The organism is Paenibacillus ehimensis NBRC 15659, assembly GCF_004000785.1.
Lineage (GTDB): Bacteria > Bacillota > Bacilli > Paenibacillales > NBRC-103111 > Paenibacillus_G > Paenibacillus_G ehimensis.
Window position 1 is genome coordinate 184,418 of sequence record NZ_BILX01000001.1, and the last position, 16,600, is coordinate 201,017.

16 protein-coding genes are annotated in these 16,600 nt (G+C 54.8%); 4 read left to right on the plus strand and 12 right to left on the minus strand.

Annotation, left to right across the window (positions count from 1 at the left end; genetic code table 11):
- Positions 1 to 78 precede the first annotated feature (78 nt).
- From PEH01S_RS00845 to PEH01S_RS00855, 3 genes are all read right to left on the minus strand, one after another.
- Positions 79 to 507: a DUF1284 domain-containing protein gene (locus PEH01S_RS00845; RefSeq protein WP_127483608.1), complete on the minus strand. Its 429-nt coding sequence runs from the start codon at positions 505 to 507 to the stop codon at positions 79 to 81.
- Positions 508 to 651: 144 nt separating this feature from the next.
- Complete coding sequence (locus PEH01S_RS00850) at positions 652 to 1,572, minus strand: RNA polymerase sigma-70 factor (protein WP_025844683.1); 921 nt, start codon at positions 1,570 to 1,572, stop codon at positions 652 to 654.
- Positions 1,573 to 1,612: 40 nt separating this feature from the next.
- Complete coding sequence (locus tag PEH01S_RS00855) at positions 1,613 to 2,941, minus strand: phytoene desaturase family protein (protein WP_025844682.1); 1,329 nt, start codon at positions 2,939 to 2,941, stop codon at positions 1,613 to 1,615.
- A 192-nt stretch (positions 2,942 to 3,133) separates the two neighbouring features.
- Between PEH01S_RS00855 and PEH01S_RS00860 the strand changes: the two genes are divergently transcribed.
- The 3 genes from PEH01S_RS00860 (at position 3,134) to PEH01S_RS00870 (ending at position 6,089) form a co-directional block, all read left to right on the plus strand.
- A complete protein-coding gene (locus PEH01S_RS00860; protein WP_025844680.1) occupies positions 3,134 to 3,703 on the plus strand; it encodes an RNA polymerase sigma factor in 570 nt (189 codons plus the stop codon).
- The gene (locus PEH01S_RS00865; protein WP_127483650.1) at positions 3,684 to 5,417 is read left to right on the plus strand and encodes a DUF4179 domain-containing protein; all 1,734 of its coding nucleotides are present in this window, start codon (positions 3,684 to 3,686) and stop codon (positions 5,415 to 5,417) included. The genes PEH01S_RS00860 and PEH01S_RS00865 overlap by 20 nt, the downstream gene beginning before the upstream one ends.
- 210 nt (positions 5,418 to 5,627) lie before the next feature.
- The gene (locus PEH01S_RS00870) at positions 5,628 to 6,089 is read left to right on the plus strand and encodes a hypothetical protein (RefSeq protein WP_025844677.1); all 462 of its coding nucleotides are present in this window, start codon (positions 5,628 to 5,630) and stop codon (positions 6,087 to 6,089) included.
- A 36-nt stretch (positions 6,090 to 6,125) separates the two neighbouring features.
- On the opposite strand, the gene PEH01S_RS00875 is transcribed toward PEH01S_RS00870, so the two are convergent.
- Both PEH01S_RS00875 and PEH01S_RS00880 read right to left on the minus strand, forming a co-directional pair.
- On the minus strand, positions 6,126 to 6,911 hold the full coding sequence (locus PEH01S_RS00875) for a DUF4367 domain-containing protein (protein WP_127483609.1): 786 nt from the start codon (positions 6,909 to 6,911) through the stop codon (positions 6,126 to 6,128).
- The gene (locus tag PEH01S_RS00880; RefSeq protein WP_127483610.1) at positions 6,892 to 7,476 is read right to left on the minus strand and encodes an RNA polymerase sigma factor; all 585 of its coding nucleotides are present in this window, start codon (positions 7,474 to 7,476) and stop codon (positions 6,892 to 6,894) included. Before PEH01S_RS00880 ends, PEH01S_RS00875 begins: the two co-directional genes overlap by 20 nt.
- A gap of 387 nt (positions 7,477 to 7,863) precedes the next feature.
- Here PEH01S_RS00880 and PEH01S_RS35740 point away from each other — a divergent pair, with 387 nt between their 5' ends.
- Positions 7,864 to 8,274 carry an AbrB/MazE/SpoVT family DNA-binding domain-containing protein gene (locus PEH01S_RS35740; protein ID WP_127483611.1) on the plus strand — a complete coding sequence of 137 codons (411 nt, stop codon included), beginning with the start codon at positions 7,864 to 7,866 and terminating at the stop codon, positions 8,272 to 8,274.
- Between the two features lie 42 nt (positions 8,275 to 8,316).
- On the opposite strand, the gene PEH01S_RS00890 is transcribed toward PEH01S_RS35740, so the two are convergent.
- From PEH01S_RS00890 to PEH01S_RS00920, 7 genes are all read right to left on the minus strand, one after another.
- Positions 8,317 to 10,170 carry a sensor histidine kinase gene (locus tag PEH01S_RS00890; protein WP_036712210.1) on the minus strand — a complete coding sequence of 618 codons (1,854 nt, stop codon included), beginning with the start codon at positions 10,168 to 10,170 and terminating at the stop codon, positions 8,317 to 8,319.
- Positions 10,160 to 10,963, minus strand: coding sequence for a response regulator transcription factor (locus tag PEH01S_RS00895; RefSeq protein WP_127483612.1), 804 nt, complete (start codon positions 10,961 to 10,963; stop codon positions 10,160 to 10,162). The genes PEH01S_RS00890 and PEH01S_RS00895 overlap by 11 nt, the downstream gene beginning before the upstream one ends.
- An 82-nt stretch (positions 10,964 to 11,045) precedes the next feature.
- Entirely contained in the window at positions 11,046 to 12,713 is a 1,668-nt protein-coding gene (locus PEH01S_RS00900) for an extracellular solute-binding protein (protein ID WP_025844667.1), read from the minus strand.
- Between the two features lie 68 nt (positions 12,714 to 12,781).
- Positions 12,782 to 13,669, minus strand: coding sequence for a carbohydrate ABC transporter permease (locus tag PEH01S_RS00905; RefSeq protein WP_407669401.1), 888 nt, complete (start codon positions 13,667 to 13,669; stop codon positions 12,782 to 12,784).
- A gap of 12 nt (positions 13,670 to 13,681) precedes the next feature.
- The gene (locus PEH01S_RS00910) at positions 13,682 to 14,545 is read right to left on the minus strand and encodes an ABC transporter permease (RefSeq protein ID WP_246062751.1); all 864 of its coding nucleotides are present in this window, start codon (positions 14,543 to 14,545) and stop codon (positions 13,682 to 13,684) included.
- A 288-nt stretch (positions 14,546 to 14,833) separates the two neighbouring features.
- On the minus strand, positions 14,834 to 15,664 hold the full coding sequence (locus PEH01S_RS00915) for a carbohydrate ABC transporter permease (RefSeq protein ID WP_127483613.1): 831 nt from the start codon (positions 15,662 to 15,664) through the stop codon (positions 14,834 to 14,836).
- 13 nt (positions 15,665 to 15,677) lie between these two features.
- Complete coding sequence (locus tag PEH01S_RS00920) at positions 15,678 to 16,583, minus strand: carbohydrate ABC transporter permease (RefSeq protein ID WP_025844661.1); 906 nt, start codon at positions 16,581 to 16,583, stop codon at positions 15,678 to 15,680.
- Positions 16,584 to 16,600 lie beyond the last annotated feature (17 nt).

Below are 16,600 nucleotides of genomic sequence, written 5' to 3' on the forward strand. Positions count from 1 at the left end.
ATCATACCTCGGGATGGACTCGATGTTAAAGGGCCAGTTTCCCTATATCGATTTTTTCGGCCGCTGCGGCCCTGTCGGTTACCGGCTGGCAACCGGAGGCAGCGGTTTCCCGCTGCGGATCAGGCGGACCCCGTCCTTGCAGACGCCGTAACGCTCCCAAGGACAGGTCTCGCACAGCAGGCCGATGTCGTTCGGACGCATGGACGCGGACACGGCGGCGCAGATGTCCGCCCACGTCATCGTGGCGCCGGTATGCAGTCCAAGCTTGCCCAGCACGCGATCGTCCCGGTCGTATACGCTATGACCGTCGCAATGCGGGGGCTGGTCCTTGGGAAACGCGCTGCAGATGTCGTCGGGTCCTTCGACAAGCTCGATTCGGGTGTCCGGATGCTTCCGGAGCGTTTCGTACACGGCCGTCATATTGTCGCAAAACGATTCGGAGTACCCCATTCCACGGTACCCGAGCAGACAAAGCAGATGATGGCCGCGGAGCCGGATGCTGTTCATAGGGCGTCTCTCCATTTCCGCATAGAGGTTTGGGATGATTTATTGTTAACTAATTATAGCATATTCGGGTTAACGAATCATCCATGCCATGAGACGGCAAAAAACCGGCAGAAGAGTCGATCCTCTGCCGGTACGCCGGACGAGCTATAGAACATGCTTTAATTTATCCGGGTTGAGTACGAGATAAATGCCGGTAATCCGGTTATGCCGGGTCTGGAACGAAATAACGCTGGAAATCCGCCCGTCCGTATAAGAAACAAGGCCGGTCTGCCCGTTGACATCGGCGAAGCGAATCGATAACGATCCCGCCAATTTGTGCATAATTCCTTCCAGAAAGCGCGCGATCCGTTCGGCGGTCTGAATGGGACGAACCGCCGCGGTAACTTTGCCGCCTCCGTCGGAGTACAGAACGGCATCCGCGGACAGGACGTCCATCAATTGCGCGAGATTACCCGCGGTCAGCGCTTGGACGAACCGTTCGATCAAATCGCCGGTCTGCTCCGTTGACAGATGCGCTTCCCTGCGCCCCGCCGGCATGACGGGCTGCCGTTCGTCTCCGGGATCGGGCAAGCCGCTGACCGCCCGCTTCGCACGGTGAAAGATTTGGCGGCAGTTTGTGCTGCTCTTGCCTACGATCTCGGCAATCTCATCGTACTCATACTGCAGCACCTCGCGCAGCAGAAATACCGCCCGTTCCGTCCACGAGAGCTGCTGCAGCAGCAGCAGGTAGGCGGTGGAAATCGACTCCTTCTGCAAGTAACGGAGGGACGGCTCGCTTTCGCTGTCCCTTTCGGCAACTAACGGTTCGGGCAGCCAAGGCCCCACATAAACCTCGCGCTGCCTGCTTGCCGAGCGGAGCCGGTCGATGCAGCGGTTCGTGACCAGCTTGCATAGGTAAGATTTCATATTTTGAACGTGATCCAGCTTCGTTTCATTCACATACAGGAATGCCTCCTGCACGATGTCCTCCGCATCCATCACGCTCCCCAGCATGCGATAGGCAAGGGAAAACAGCAGGGGCTTGTAGGAAACGTACAGCTCTCCGGCCGATTCGGCAGGTTCCATCTTCTGCGCCTCCTTTTCCATGTCCGGCATCGGTTTTCCTTTAGACGCTTAGCAGCGAGACCGGCTCGGCGCCCGCGCGTCTGCCGATCCGGTCCAGCTCCGCGGCGGCTTGCCGGGCTGCTCTTCTTGCGCTGGCTGCCGCGGCATCCGCCAGCATTTCTCCGTGACTCGCCCAGTCTCCCGCGACATACAGACCGCGAATTTCCGGTACGGCAGGCCCGGGAAACCGGCTGGTCCGCCCGAGGTGCATATAATCGTGAACGACCGGCATCGCAGGCAAATACTGCCGCTCCACCACCTCGCGCTCCCAGCCCGGATGCAGCAGGCTCATCGTCTGCTCCAGCATCCGCTCGTCCGCCTTGGGCTCGCTCCCGCCGGTATTGTTATATTTGAGCAGATGTACGACTATTGTACCATGCTCGCTTAGCTTGGCGCTCGCGGATTGATTGCTGAAAAAGACCGGCTGGTCCAGCCCGAAAGCGAGATTCCGTCCCGGGATAGGAAGCCGCTTCAACCCGAGGTCCAGACAAGCGGCCATGGAAGACCGGGCTTCTTCTTTCCAGCGCCGCAGCATAGTATGCTCCGCGTTCCGTACCAACCGGTACGTATCCGCCGGCGGCAGCGTGCTGATCACCTGAGACAGCTCGAACGTCTCGCCGTCGGAGCACGTTACCCGGCTTACGGCTCCGTCCGTCTGCTCGACGGCGCTTACCGCTTTGCCGGATAGGATGTGCACGCCGGCCGAAACGGCTAAGGCTTCAAGCCGGTCGACGATCGTCTGCCATCCCCCGTTGATATACAGCACGCCGTTTTTCAGCGAGCGCTGCACCTGCTTCAATACCGGCCCGGCCGCCTGCAGGTCGGGGTCTTGGGTGAAGGTGGCCGTCCGGCACAGCGCGTAGAAAATATGCCGCGCCATCGGCTCGCCGATTTCCTTCTCCGCCCACTCCCGGAGGCTGGCCGTCTCCAGCGTATCCGTCGCGATCCGGCCCAGCTTGAACAGCAGCCGCACCAGCTCCGTTTTCCCGCGCCACGAGAGCAGCGGGGAGGCCAGCAGCTTCACCGGATCGGCCGGCATAGGAAAAACCTGGTTGTGCCAGATGGCGAACGGGCTGGACGAAGCGCGGCCCCCTTCGAGCTGCACGCCCCATTCCTGCAGCACGGCGTGCAGCTCTCCGCCGAGATACAGCGCATGACCGCCGAGATTGAACAGCACGCCGCGTTTGTCGGCGGTTCTGGCCCGGCCGCCCATTCGGTTCGATTTTTCCAATAGAACGACCGATTTGCCCGCCCGTGCCAGCTCGATGGCGGCAATCCAACCTGCAAGTCCTCCGCCGATGACGGCGGCATCGTACCGTTTCCGATTCATCTTATCCCCTCCATTTTTGCCTTTCTGCCAATTAAGGCGGGCGGGGGGCCGCTTTTGTGACAGAGGACGGAGGTCAAAGAAAAATTTTTTGGCCGGAGAGAAAGTTTTCCAATCCGGCAGCGTCATACTTAGTGTAACTGCCGCAAAAGGCAGATGCTGCGCAGCGAACCTTTTGGGACAGGGAGGGCCAGGATGGACAATGACATCGAAATCGTTGAGCGGATTCTGAATGGAGACAAGCAGGCATTCGCTCGAATTATCGATAAATACAAGGGAAGGGTATTTTCCCTGCTTCGGCGCATGCTGGGTCATTCGCCGGATATGCAGGATATTGCCCAAGAGGTGTTCATCAAAGCGTATAATCATTTGAACGAGTATACGCCGGGGCACAGCTTTTCCGCGTGGCTGTACCGGATCGCGGCCAACCGCTGTATCGACGAGCTCCGCAAGCGCAAGCGCAGACCCGACATCACCGGCTTCGACGCTGAGTTCATGCAGGGAGAAACTCCGGAAACCGCCTATCTGGAAAAGGAACGGAGACAGGCGTTGGAGCAGCGGATTATGGAGCTCGATCAGAGCCAGCGCGCGGTATTTGTGATGAGATATGTGCAGCATTTAAGTTATCAGGAAATGGCGGAACGGCTTTCGGTTCCCATAAGCACGGTGCAGATGCGTCTGTACCGCGCCAGGCAGAAGCTGCGGGAGAGCATGTCCAATTCCGGAGTAGAGGGGGAGTTCATCTATGAAGTGCGTCAGAGCTGATCGGCTGGCCGCGGAACTGAACCGAGACCTTTCTCCGTTTGAAGCAAGGCAGTTGGAACGCCATTTGGAGAGCTGCGCCGATTGCCGGAACGAAATGGAACGGCTGTTGACTTCGCTGGACGACTTTGATCCGGCGCTCGAAGAGGTGCAGCCTGACGATGGATTTACCCAGGCCATATTGGACCGCTTGGACCCTTACGTGCCGGGCGAGCAGCCGCAAGCGGCCGAAACGCCGGACTCCGCACCCCAACGTATCGATTGGAAAAAGAGGAGTGTGGACATTTTGAAAAAAGTAACTATTGTTGTGGCCGGATTGGCCGTAGCCATATCGCTGGGCACCTTCGTATCGCCGACCTTCGCGGATTATGTGAAAAGCATTTTCAGCAGCAGCAAAGACGTGGATCAAGGGATCAAGGAGGCCGTCAAGCAAGGCTTCGTGAAGCAATTGGATCTCAACGTCACGGACCAGGGCGTTACGCTAAGGATTAAAGAGGTATTGGCGGATACGCTGCGTATTGCGGTCATGTGCGAAGCGGTGGACCAGAACGGCAATAAAGTCGACTTCGATATGTTAAAGCCCGGAGAACAGAAAAACAGGCTGCAAGACTTCGTCCTCAAGGACAAAAACGGAACGCCTCTCTTCAAGCCCGAGGAAGGAGGATGGACGATCAAAAAAGAAGGCGACTATATGATGATTCGCCAGGAATTGACCGAGCTGACGGCGAAGGGAAGGGCGCTGCCGGACGAATTGACCGCCGAGGTGCATTGGGCGAAGCTCGACGGCAAAGAAGGAAGCTGGAAGCTGACGGTTCCGATCGATATGGCCGAAGCGAAACAGGCGACGAAAACGGTAGCGGTCAATCAGCATTACACGTCGCCGCAGGGGCTGAAGATCGATTTCAAAAAGGTCGATTTCGCACCTAGCGCCACGCTGCTGTCACTGGAGACCCAGCTCACTTCCGAAGCCCGCGAGCGGCAGATGCAAATCATGAAGCAGAACGGTCTGACAGAGGAGATGAACCCGGGCGCGGGCGGCTTCCAGTCCTTCCAGCTTAAACAAGCGATTCGGGAGTACAAAATCGCTTACGAGCTTGTCGACGAGCAAGGGAAGGTGGTAGCGGCGCAGGACGACGGCATGTTGCGCGACAGGGACTTGAGCATTGACAAAAATACGATTGTGAACGGGATTACGGGCACGGGGACGGACGAGGCCATGCAATTGTGGCATACGTTTGTGCCGATGAGCGGCGACCGGAAGCTGACGTTCAGGCTGCACTCCGTATATACGAACGAGCTGGCCGATTTCAGCGCGAAGCTGAAGCCCGCCCAGCTGCAGCAAAAGCCGGTTCAGGCGGAGGACCAAGGAAACCGGCTGACCTTCAGCAATTTTGTCATGAAGAAGGACCCTGCGGAAACCAAAATCGGGAATCAGTCTGTCAGCGGGACCGGCGGGGTGATCGAGCTTCAAGCGGAGCTGGCCAAGGACGTCGTTGCACTGGATATTTGGCAGGTCAAGGACGAGACCGGCAAGGAGTACGATGCCATGCTGCAAAAAACGTCAACCCATAACCCGGACGGCACGGTCAGCCAGCAGGGCGTGCTGGTGATCCCGCAGCTTGAGAAGGAGCCGAGAGAATTGACGGTGACGTATAAGGCCGTGCAAAAGCAGCACCGTGATGTGAAGTGGGAAGTGCCGATCGTCGCGAACCCTTAAAATACAAAGCAAGGCAAAAGCTCGCCTCCGGTTTGACCGGGAGCGAGCTTTTTGATGTTTTCATGCGTTGCTTAGGATGAGCCGGTGCTTGCCCGATGCTTTCGGAGTTTGCCTACGCCGTTCTCGCCACAATGGTTGAATATAAAACGTTAGGTTTTGAACCGATAAGGCGTTAAGAATAATGAATCGAATTTGAAGGGGGAATCCATTTTGAGACCATTCGCTGTAAAAACTGTCATCATGGCCGTACTCGCGATTGCCCTGGCGATACCTGGACAAGCTATGGCAGCTCACACGCCGCCACCGCCGGAAGTCGTCACTACCATGACTCCGTTTGATCCCAATTATAAGTACCTCGAAAACGGTTCTGCGTACATCAGTTATATTGGAAAAGGAAAGGCAAGTGTATGGGGGGAAACGATTGCGACTCGCAGAGTGGATCATGTTGGGGTGCAGTTGGTTTTACAGCGTTGGACGGGAAGTGAATGGATTGACGAATATACAGGGGAGAAAGCGGAGATGAGCAATTCATCGCGCAGTAATAACACCATCGACAATTTGCCGGTTTCCAGCGGCTACTATTATCGGGTGAAATCGGCCCATTGGATTACTTACGGCAGTACAAAGGAAGATGGGATTCGTTATTCCTCAACCCTGCTCATTCCGGACTAAAGAAAAAGCGAACAGGGGTTAGTTCCCCTTGTTCGCTTACTTTAATGATGCTCCAATCTTTAAAATGTCCTCTTTGGCGATGGGACCGGAGATATAGATTTTAATCCGGTCCTTCGTCAGCCATTCCAAGCTGGTGATGCTGCCGTTACGATCTGCGAATAAGATCGCCGGGTGTTCTCCCACAAGCACATCAAAAAATTCCCCGGAATCGCTATGAATATCCGTTTTAATCGCCCCTGTCTTCCCTTCGATTTTTCGTTGACTGATTTTTAAGAGCTGTCCGTCTTCATCGAGGTATTCAAGATAGGCATCATTGTACGTTCCGTTCGTTTCCTTTGTGACGAATACGGCATCTAGCCTGAATTTCTCAGGTATATAGGATGGAGTCAAGAGAGGGAAGGACAATTGATTCTTTGCTTCTTCCAAGCTAGTCTTCTCGGGAGCGAAGCTGCTGCCAGGGCGATTCGAAGCAGGCTGTTTTTCTTCCGGAGGCACAGTTGTTTTGGCGTGTGTAGATTCCCGACCCGGCGGGGCCTCATAAAATATTTCAATCATACTACCCTGAACCTTTTTAAGCAGGGAGGCAATTTGCGCGTAGGATACAGGGAAATTGTCATTCATAAAAAAGCTAATGACAAAGGAACAGGCGATAATCGCCGCAGTTAGCTTCATGCGCCGGACGAACCTTTTACGGCGGCCGATCTTTTGCAGCCTGTGCTGTACTTGCTGCCAAGATGCCGTGCCATCGGGGATTTCTGCGCGGGCATGGTTGCGTTTCAACATTTCCTTCAGCTTGTGATCATCATGGTCCCAATGATTCATTTTGATCAACCCATTTTCTCGAGAAATAATAAAACAATTTCTTGCGGGCCCTTGTAAGAATTTGAGCGAGGGCTTGTTCCGATATCTGTAATTCCTGTGCGATTTCACGGTAGGATTTTTCTTCGATGTAAAATAAAAGCAACACATGCCGGTATTTGATATTCAACTGACGAAGGGCTTCATGGAGCATTTCGTCACGGATTTTTTCTTCCACCTGATCGGCCACTGTACGTTCTTCGGCCGGAGAAAAGTATTCACTGTCTTTAACGAGCTGCAGGTCGGATACATGCCGATATTTTTTATTTTTTTTAAAACAATCGTAAGCTGTATTCCGGGCAACCTTTTTGAGCCAAGCCTTCATATTTGAAGTGTTTTCCAGCTTTGGCGCTTTCTCTATCACTTTTAAGAATGATTCTTGTACAACATCCTCGGCTAAGGCATGATCCCTGAACAGAAAGTATATGTCGTGATAGATCAATTCCCGAAAAGAACGATAGATCAATTCTTGAGATGAGTTGTCCAGGTGATGGAAATTGTTACGTAAGAACGTGAGCCATTGCTCCATTTATATTCCTCCAACACCATTCTCTTCTATACAATTGTTAGAACGAACATGATATGTAATAGGTTTCTTATTTTAGTAAATTTTTTCGTCAAATTTGCTCGGGATAGCTCGTTATAGGTAGTAGAAAGCGTGTCTTGCAGGGGGCTTCTTGGCTTAGCGATCCTTCAATTGCGGGAGAAAAAATTGAAATGAACATGAATTCCTTTCTGCTGGAAGGGGATTTTTGTTTTCGAAAGAAACGGCTTATGGCGAGCAGCCAAAGAGAGGGTCGGTCCTTCACTTCTATAACGGAATGGAACACCAAAAGCTGACGGTGATATGTTTATCCTTTTTCAGGCGATGATTCGCACGACTTGAGCTTATTCTAGGTTACGGGAGTTCGGGAAAATGAAAAAAACGGGCATCGTCCGACATGTGGACCATCTGGGACGTCTTAATCTGCCGATTGAACTGCAACGAACTTTGAGTATAGAATTTGGTGATGCCATTGAATTTTTCGTCGATGACGAAAAAGGGCAGGTGCTAATCCGGAAGTACCGGGCGGAGGAATGTATTTTTTGTTCCTCCACGGAGCAGCTTGTCTTTTTTCGCGGACGTTTTATCTGTAGGGGCTGCTTAAAGGAGGCAGCCGGGAAGAATGAACCGGGAACGGAAATAAAACGAAAACGGAATAAGGATACGATGCTCCGCCTGACCGCGGTGATGAAACAGTATCCATCCGCTTCGCAAACCGAATGGGGGAGTATGATCGGCATATCGCAGGGCTGGGTCAGCCAATTGCTCAAGCAATTGAAATAAGCTTCCCCATACGGGAAAGCCAATTCAATTGCCGAACAAACCTCACGCCTCCTCCGGACGGCGTCCGGCATCCAGCTCCGCCCGGCTGGAGACGTATGGCGCCGTCCGCGGCACGCATGGCAGCCGGATCGTCACCGACGTTCCGATTCCCAGCTTGCTGTAGATGCTCACGCCGTACGGCTTGCCGTAATGCAGCTCGATCCGCTGGTGAACGTTGCGGATGCCGTACCCGGCTTCTTCGCCGTCGTCGAGCTGCGAGATGCGCCGCAGCGTGTCCGGCGTCATCCCGACGCCGTCATCGATGATACGGAACTCGATATCGTCGCCGATCCGGCGTCCGGCCACCCGGATATGCACCCGGTCGCCTGTCCAGGCATGCTTCAGCACATTTTCCAAAAAGGGCTGCAAAATAAGCTTGACCATCTCGTAGCGCAGCAGGTCCGGATCGATCTCGAACAGAACGTCCAGCCGGTCGGTATATTTCACCTTTTGAATATCGAGATAGGCTTTCGCCTGCTCCAGCTCGTTCGCCACCGGAATAATGGTGCGTCCTTCGTTCAGCGAAAGCCGGTAGAACAGCGCCAGATTGCTGACCATCCGGTGCAGCTGCTCGACTTGTCCGAACTTGGCCAGCAAGCTGATCGAAGACAGCGTATTGTACAGAAAATGCGGATTGATCTGGGCCTGCAGCGATTCCAGCTCGGCTTCTTTCTTTTTGATGCTGGCTACGTACACCTGTTGAATCAGCCCGTCGATATGCTCCGCCATGGCGTTGATGGATTGCGAGATCGTCGAGAACTCGTCCCTCCCCTTGAAGCGTATCCGCTTATGGAAGCTGCCGTGGCGGAACGAATCAAGCACCCTCACAATGCGCGACACCCGCTTGGAGAAGTAGCGGGACAGGAAGCCGTTTACGCACAGAAAGAGCAGGAAGCTGGCCGATCCGATGACGGCGGTCAACACCTTCACTTTCTTCGCATCCTTCTCGACCCATTCCTTCGGGATGCTGGCCACAAGCTTCCAGTCCAAGTCCTGGAACGGCTCGGTTATCGTCAAGTAATGGCTTTCCCCGGCTTGGGCAATCCGGTCGTTTGTCCAGGCGCCCCGCTCGAACAAAATCTGTCCTTTCCCATCCTCGATCCGAACCGACGTGCCTTCCCCGAAGTCCGGGGAGACGGTCTCGAACATCTCGGTCAGCTTGACGGTGAGCCGCATGAACCCGAAATCCAATTGGCGGTTGAAGGAAGCCGGATCCACGAGCCGCCGCAGGAGCGAAATATTGCCGAACTCGGCGTCCCGGTCGATCTGCTGCCACTGCATGGTCACCCCGTAACGCTCCGGGGGAAAATCTTGATACCAGGATTTGTCGGCGATCCGCTTCAGATACAGCATGTTATAGCTTTTGCCGGCATAGGCCAGCGGGTCCGAATCGTTATAAAACGAGTAGATTTCAGGCAAGGTTTCGTTGCGCAAGTAAACGACGAGCCAGATGCGGTGGTTCGTTGCCTTAATGACGCTATCGAACTTGGGCTCCAAATACTGCGTGACCGATTCGTAGCCGTAGTAGCCTTCATTCAATCTTCTCAGCCGGGAGGCGACCGTCTCGTCGTAATAGATCATATCCGACAGACGAACCGTATCCTTCATCCGGTACTCGATATTATCCTTCATCTGGCGCAGCGCCGCCCGAACGTTCTCGCTCGTCTGCTTGCGGACCGAATCCACGAAGATCCAATTGGCCAAATACCCGAACAAGATTACGTGAACCAAGGTAAGCAGCATATAGGACAGCATGAGCTTGTACCCGAAGGGCATGTACCGCGCTTCCGGCCCGGAAGCGGCAGCGCTGCTTCGCCGGAATCGACGGAGGGCGGACCGGATTCGACTATTGGCCATTGCGGAATTCCAGCGGGGTCATCCGGTACGTTTCTTTGAATTGCTTGCTGAAATAAGGCATATAACGGTAGCCGACCCGATAGGCCACCTCGTAAATGCGCAGCTTCGGATCGCGCAGCAGCTCCCCGGCTTTTTCCATGCGCAGCGCGACAAGATATTCATGGAACGTCTGGCCCGTCGCTTCCTTGAAGATTTGTCCGAGGTAATTCGGCGAAAACGAGAATCGATCCGCCACTTCCTTCAGCGTGAGCGGCTGATCCAGTCCGCTGCGCATCATGCCGATGATTTCTTGAATCAGCTTCCCGTTTTTGCCCATCCCGTCGGGGGCCTTGCCATCGATAGCGGCGGACGGGGAGGGCCTTGCGCCGCCCGAAAGCATCTGCCGGACCTCGTGCTCCGCTTGCTCTCGCTTGCGGGCGTCATCCAGATCGCGCCGAATACGCTCAAGCGATTGAATGAGCTCATCCTCGTTCATCGGCTTCAGCACGTAGCTGTAAGCTTGCAAGGTCAGGGCTTCCTTCACATACTGAAAATCTCTGTAACCGCTGACAAAAACGATCCGCACGTCGTGGAACCGTTCCTTCACGCGCTTCGCCAGCTCAAGTCCGGACATGTTGGGCATATTGACGTCGGTGACCAGCACGTCGATCTTCTGGGTTTCGATCAGCTCGCAAGCGGAGAACCCGTTCGTCACGGCGCCAACAATCTCCATCCCGAGCGACTCCCAGGGAATAAACGTCTTCATTCCTTCCAGATCCAGCGTCTCATCGTCTGCGATCAGCACTTTGTACATGTCGGTCCTCCTCTGCCTTGGATCATCGAATGAAATGGAAAAGCAGGTGCGCCGATAGCGCACCCTGCCTTGTCCTCCTGGATTATTTCTTCTTCATTTTCTCTTCGTTTTCCTTCCAGCGCTTGGTCAAATACTCGTTAAGCTTCTCAATGCCAAGCGTTTGCGCATCTTTCTCGCCTTTGTCGATAATCTCAATCACTTCTTGCTCGCTTTTGGCCAGAATCGCTTGGGCGCGGACTTTCTTATACAATTCGATCCACCGCTCGCGAATGATCCCTTCCGGGCTATCCTGCGGCGGCTCGATCCCGCGAAGCGCCGTGAGGTCCATATGCGTCTTCCAGGTGATGGAGTCCTGATATTTCGTCTCCCAGGAGCGCTTCTCTTCCGGCAAGGAGAGCTCGGCCTTCACTTTGATTTTGTCGTTGTACGTCGAGTTGCCGACGAATTGCAGGTCGTTCGTCGCATTCATGTTTTTCGTGCGCTCCGCAGGCTCGCTGAAAAATTTGTCCGTCAAGTTCGGCAAGCCTTCGCTATCCAGCCCTTTCCAATACATGCCTTCCGGCCCCCACACGATTTGACGCATGCCGTCCGGGCTGGTCATCCAGTCCAGCACCGCAAAAATTTTCTCGGGGTCCTTGGCCTTCGTCGTAATCGCGGCGGCGTTCCAGCCCAGACGGTCGTAGTGGGCTACCGTAATTTTGTTCTTGTCCAGTCCCGGTTTATGGATCGGCCAGATCATGAAGTAGCCGGCATTCGGATCGGTTTTGGTCAGCTCGGCATGCGCTTTGGAAGCGTAATCAATAGCGGTGATGTCAGCGTAGACGGCGACACGACCCGTATTGAGCTTCTCGCGGACCTGATCGACGGTCTGCGTCAGCGCGTCCTGCGTCATCAGCTTCTCGCGGTGCAGCCGGTTGACGTAGATCATCGCTTCCTTGTATACCGGATCGGCGAAGAGCGAAGTGAACTTGCCGTCCTTCGGCACGGCGCGCAGCGTGCCCGCGTAGCTCGCCGGGTTGTTCTCGGCGAAGGCGGAGTACAGCAGGTCGACGCCTTTGCCTTCCTTGGCCTGACCCGGCTCGAACGGAATGATGTTCGGGTACTTCTCCTTGACGAGCTTCAAGTAGTTATACAGATCGTCGGTCGTCTCCAGCTTCGGTTTGCCGAGCTCTTCGTAAATTTTCTTGTTTACGACATAACCGGCGTTGCCTGTCGGCTTATTTGTGTACCAGTTCGGAAACATGTACAGCTTGCCGTCTTTGGCGCGCAGCATGTTCAGGATTTCGTCGCCCGCCCATTTTTTCAGGTTCGGGTATTTGTCCAGATACGGATCAAGCGGCACGAGGACACCGTTCTCGCGCAGCCGCTCGAACTTGTCACGGTCGCCCCAGATGACGTCCGGCAGGTCCTTGCTCACGATCATCGTGCTCAGCTTGGCTTCCGCGTTGCCGCCGGCGTTAATGGCGGTAATGTTGATTTTATACTGCTCCTGGATGTGCTTGGAGAATACGTCCTTGCCCCAAGGAGGCATCGTGTACCAGCCGTAGTTGCCGAAGAGCGTGAAGCTGACCGGCTCGCTGCCGATTTTCCACGGCTCGGACGACGAGGCGGCGGGCGTCTGCGCCCCGGATGGCGCCGCCGCTTTGTTGTCGGCGGGAGCGCTGCCCCCGCCGGAGCATCCGGAGATGACCGTACCGAGCGCCATCACGGCTGCCAACGGACCCGTTCCTTTTTTGACCCAATTGTTCATTTGTGTGTATAGCCCCTTTCCTATTGTAATTTCAAGCTATGCTTAAAGCGATGCGCTTTGAAGCCGGACTATTCTTTCAGGGAGCCGACCAGCACGCCCTTGACGAAATACCGCTGCAAGAACGGATAGACGAGAATGATCGGAACCGTCGTGACCATCATGGTAGCCATCGTCAGCGACTTGGTCGTATACGATTGCCGCTTGGCGAGGAAGCTTTGGGCCGCGGAGTCCTGAGTCAGCTCGGACGCGATATTGGAATCGAGCGTCTGCTTCAGCAGCGCCTGAACGGGCAGCAGGTCCTGATTGTTGATATAGATGGAAGCGACGAACCAGTCGTTCCAGTGGGCGATGGCCGTAAACAGCGAGAGCGTAGCGACAACCGGACCGGACAGCGGCAGCACGACGCGCAGGAACGTGCCCCAGTAGCCGCAGCCGTCAATCCGTGCCGCGTCCTCGAGACCGGCCGGAATTTCGCGGAAGAACGTCCGGAAGATGATCATGCTCCATACGCTGATGATCGACGGAATGACGAATACCCAGAACGAATCGAACAGACCGAGACCGCGAATCAGCAGGTACGTCGGAATCAGACCGCCGCCGAAGTACAGCGTAATGATGCAGAAGGTCATGTAATAGCCTCGCCCGATCAGCTCCTTGCGGGACATGCCGTAAGCGAAGAGGGACGTCGCCGCGATCGTCAGGAAGGTGCCGACGAGCGTCCGGGCGATGGAAACGCCGAAGCCTTTCAATATTTTAGCGTCATTTAACACGACCTGGTAATTTTCCAAGGTGAAGACTCTGGGCCAGAACGTGATGCCGCCGAGACTCGTATCCGAACCGAGGTTGAACGAGATGACCGCGGAGTTCCAGAACGGATAGAACGTTACGAAGGCCAGAAAGAGCAGCGCAATATGGATAACGATGCTAAAGACGCGGTCTTCCAATGCCAGCTTCATCAATACTCCTCCTTACCACAAGCTGTTGCCGGTTCTTCTCGCGAGATAGTTCGCCAGGGTCAGCAGTCCGACGCTGACGATGGCCTTAAACAAGCCGACGGCTGTCGCGAACGAGTAGCGGTTTAACGTAATTCCCATCCGGTACACGTATGTGTCCAGAACTTCTGATACGTCGCGCAGCGCCGGGTTGACGCCCAGCAGCAGCAAGTCCTCGAAGCCCGCGTTCAGCAAGTTGCCGATCGCCAGAATGGAGAAAATCATCACGACGGGCAAAATGCATGGAAACGTTATCAAATAAGTCATGCGAAAACGGCTCGCCCCGTCGATGGCGGCGGATTCGTACAGGTGAGGATCGATGGAAGCGATTGCAGCCAAGTATACGATCGAGGCAAAGCCAATCTCTTTCCATACGTTCGTCGTGACGAGAATGGTCCAGAAATATTCCGTAACCGATAAGTAAGGAATCGGTTCGTCGATGACTCCGAGCTTCTGCAGGAAAATGTTTACGCTTCCATTATCGGTCGAAAGCAAAGAGATCACGAAGTTGGCGACGATGACCCAAGACAGGAAATAAGGCAGGTAGCTGACCGTCTGCACGACGCGCTTGAAGAACATATTTTTCACTTCGTTCAGCAGGATCGCGAGAATGATCGGCGCCGGAAAGCCGATGGCAAGCTTCAGGAAGCTGATGACTATGGTGTTTCGCATCACGACCCCAAGCTCGGGCGCTTGGAAGAAATCGACGAAATGCTTGAAGCCTACCCACGGGCTGGCCGCGAAGCCTTTAAACACCGAGTAATCCTGAAATGCGATGATCACACCGTACATCGGGAAATAGCTGAAAATTAAAATCAAGACGAGCGCGGGCAGCACCATAAGCTGCAAATCCCATTGCTGGAGCCAGGCCGCGACCTTCGTCTTCCCCGGCTTTACCGCCGGATGATCCTCAGGGACCGCTGTCGCGGTTTCTTTCAAGCTGACCACCCTTTCCAGTATATTGTCGATCTGTCTTTATCTTAAAAGGGATAGGAGGCGTGCGGCTACTTGCCTAATCAATGAAATGTTATATAAATCAATGATCAGGATCAAAAACAGCGGCCTCCCCGGGAACCGAATCGTCCCGGCCGGAGACCGCTGTTTTGACGGCGTATGTGGTATGTGGTGTTACTTGCTGCCGGTAAACGTAATGCCTTTGATGAAAAACCGGTTGAAAAAGGCGTAGATGAGCAGCGCGGGCAGCGTGAACACCATCGACGCGGCCATGATGTAGTTCCAGTAGCTGATATACTGGCCCTTAAAGGTGTTCAAGCCGAGCGTGAGCGTAAACATCGACTTGTCGGAGACGAACATGAGCGGCTTCAGGAACTCGTTCCAGGCGCCCATGAACACGAAGATCATCTGCGCGGCGAGCGCCGGAACGGCCAGCGGCAGCGCGATGCGGAAGAAGATGCCGAAGCGGCTCAGCCCGTCGAGCTGCGACGCTTCCTCCAGCTCCTTCGGGAAGCTGATGAAGAACTGGCGCATCATGAACGTGAACGTGGCGTTGGCCATCATCGGCACCGTCAGCGCGGCGTACGAATTCAGCCATCCGAGCTCTTTCATGATCAAGTACGCGGGCACGATCGTGAGCTGGCCCGGAATCATCTGCACGCCCAGGATGATGAAGAACATCGCTTTGTTGCCGATGAAATCGATGCGGGCCAGCGCATAGCCGGCCATCGAGTTGAACAAAATGTTGCAGACCGTCGCCACGACCGCGATCAGGGCGCTGTTGGACATCCAGCGGATGAACAGCGGCTCGCGGACGAAAATATCGTAGTAGTTTTGCAGCGTAAACTGCTTGGGAATAAAGTTGATGCCTCCGGCGACAATCTCTTCCAGCGTCTTGAACGAGGAGGAGAGCGCCCACAGGAACGGCACCATCGTCACCGCGGCGTACAGGAACAGCAGCGCGTAAATGACGTACTTGACCCACGGTTTCGGCTGTTTAGCCATCGTCTCGGCCTCCTCAGTTCAGCTTCTCTTCGGCGAACAGCTTCCGCTGCAGCAGCGTCGCGATCATGATGACCAGAGCCAGCACGACGGCGAGCGCGGAGGCGTAGCCGAAGTCCAGATTTTTAAATGCGTACTGGTAAATCAGCAGCGCCACGGTCAGCGTGGAGTTGTTCGGCCCCCCGGACCCCGCCGAGAAAATGTACGATTGGTCGAACAGCTGGAACGTTCCGATGATGCCCATGACGACGGTAAAGAAGGTCGCCGGCTTCAGCATCGGCAGCGTGATGGCGGTGAATCGTTTCCAGGCTCCGGCTCCGTCCAGCATCGCCGACTCGTAAAGCGCATCCGGGATGTCCTGCAGCGCGGCCAGAAAGACGACCATGAAAAACGGCGCCGTCGACCAGATGTTCATCAGCATGATCCCTTTGAGAGCGACTGCCGGATCGCCGAGCCAGTTGTAGCCGGGCAGCCCGATCGCCTGCAGCGCTTGATTGAGCAGTCCGTTGGAATTGTAGATCCACATGAAAATGAGCGTCAGCACCGCGGACGAGGTAACGGTCGGCATGAAAAAAACGATGCGGAAAAAATTCCGGAATTTCAGCTTCGCATTCAAAATGGCCGCGAGTCCGAGCGCCAGCGCCGTTTGCAGCGGCACGACGAAGAGGGCGAAGGAGGCGGTGTTTTTCAGCGCGATCCATGCCCGCTCGTCCTGCGCCATCCGCTCGAAGTTGCTGAAGCCGATCATTTTATAGCTGACGTCACCCAGCAAATTCACTTTATGAAACGACAGGAAAAGCGAATAAAAGACGGGTAAAAACAAAAACGTGCCGATGACCAGCAGGGTAGGGAGCAAAAACAAATAGCCCGTTACCGTGCTTCTCAGCTTTCGTTTCCAACCCGAACGAGAACGGCTTGCCATAGGGAAACCTCCCTTTC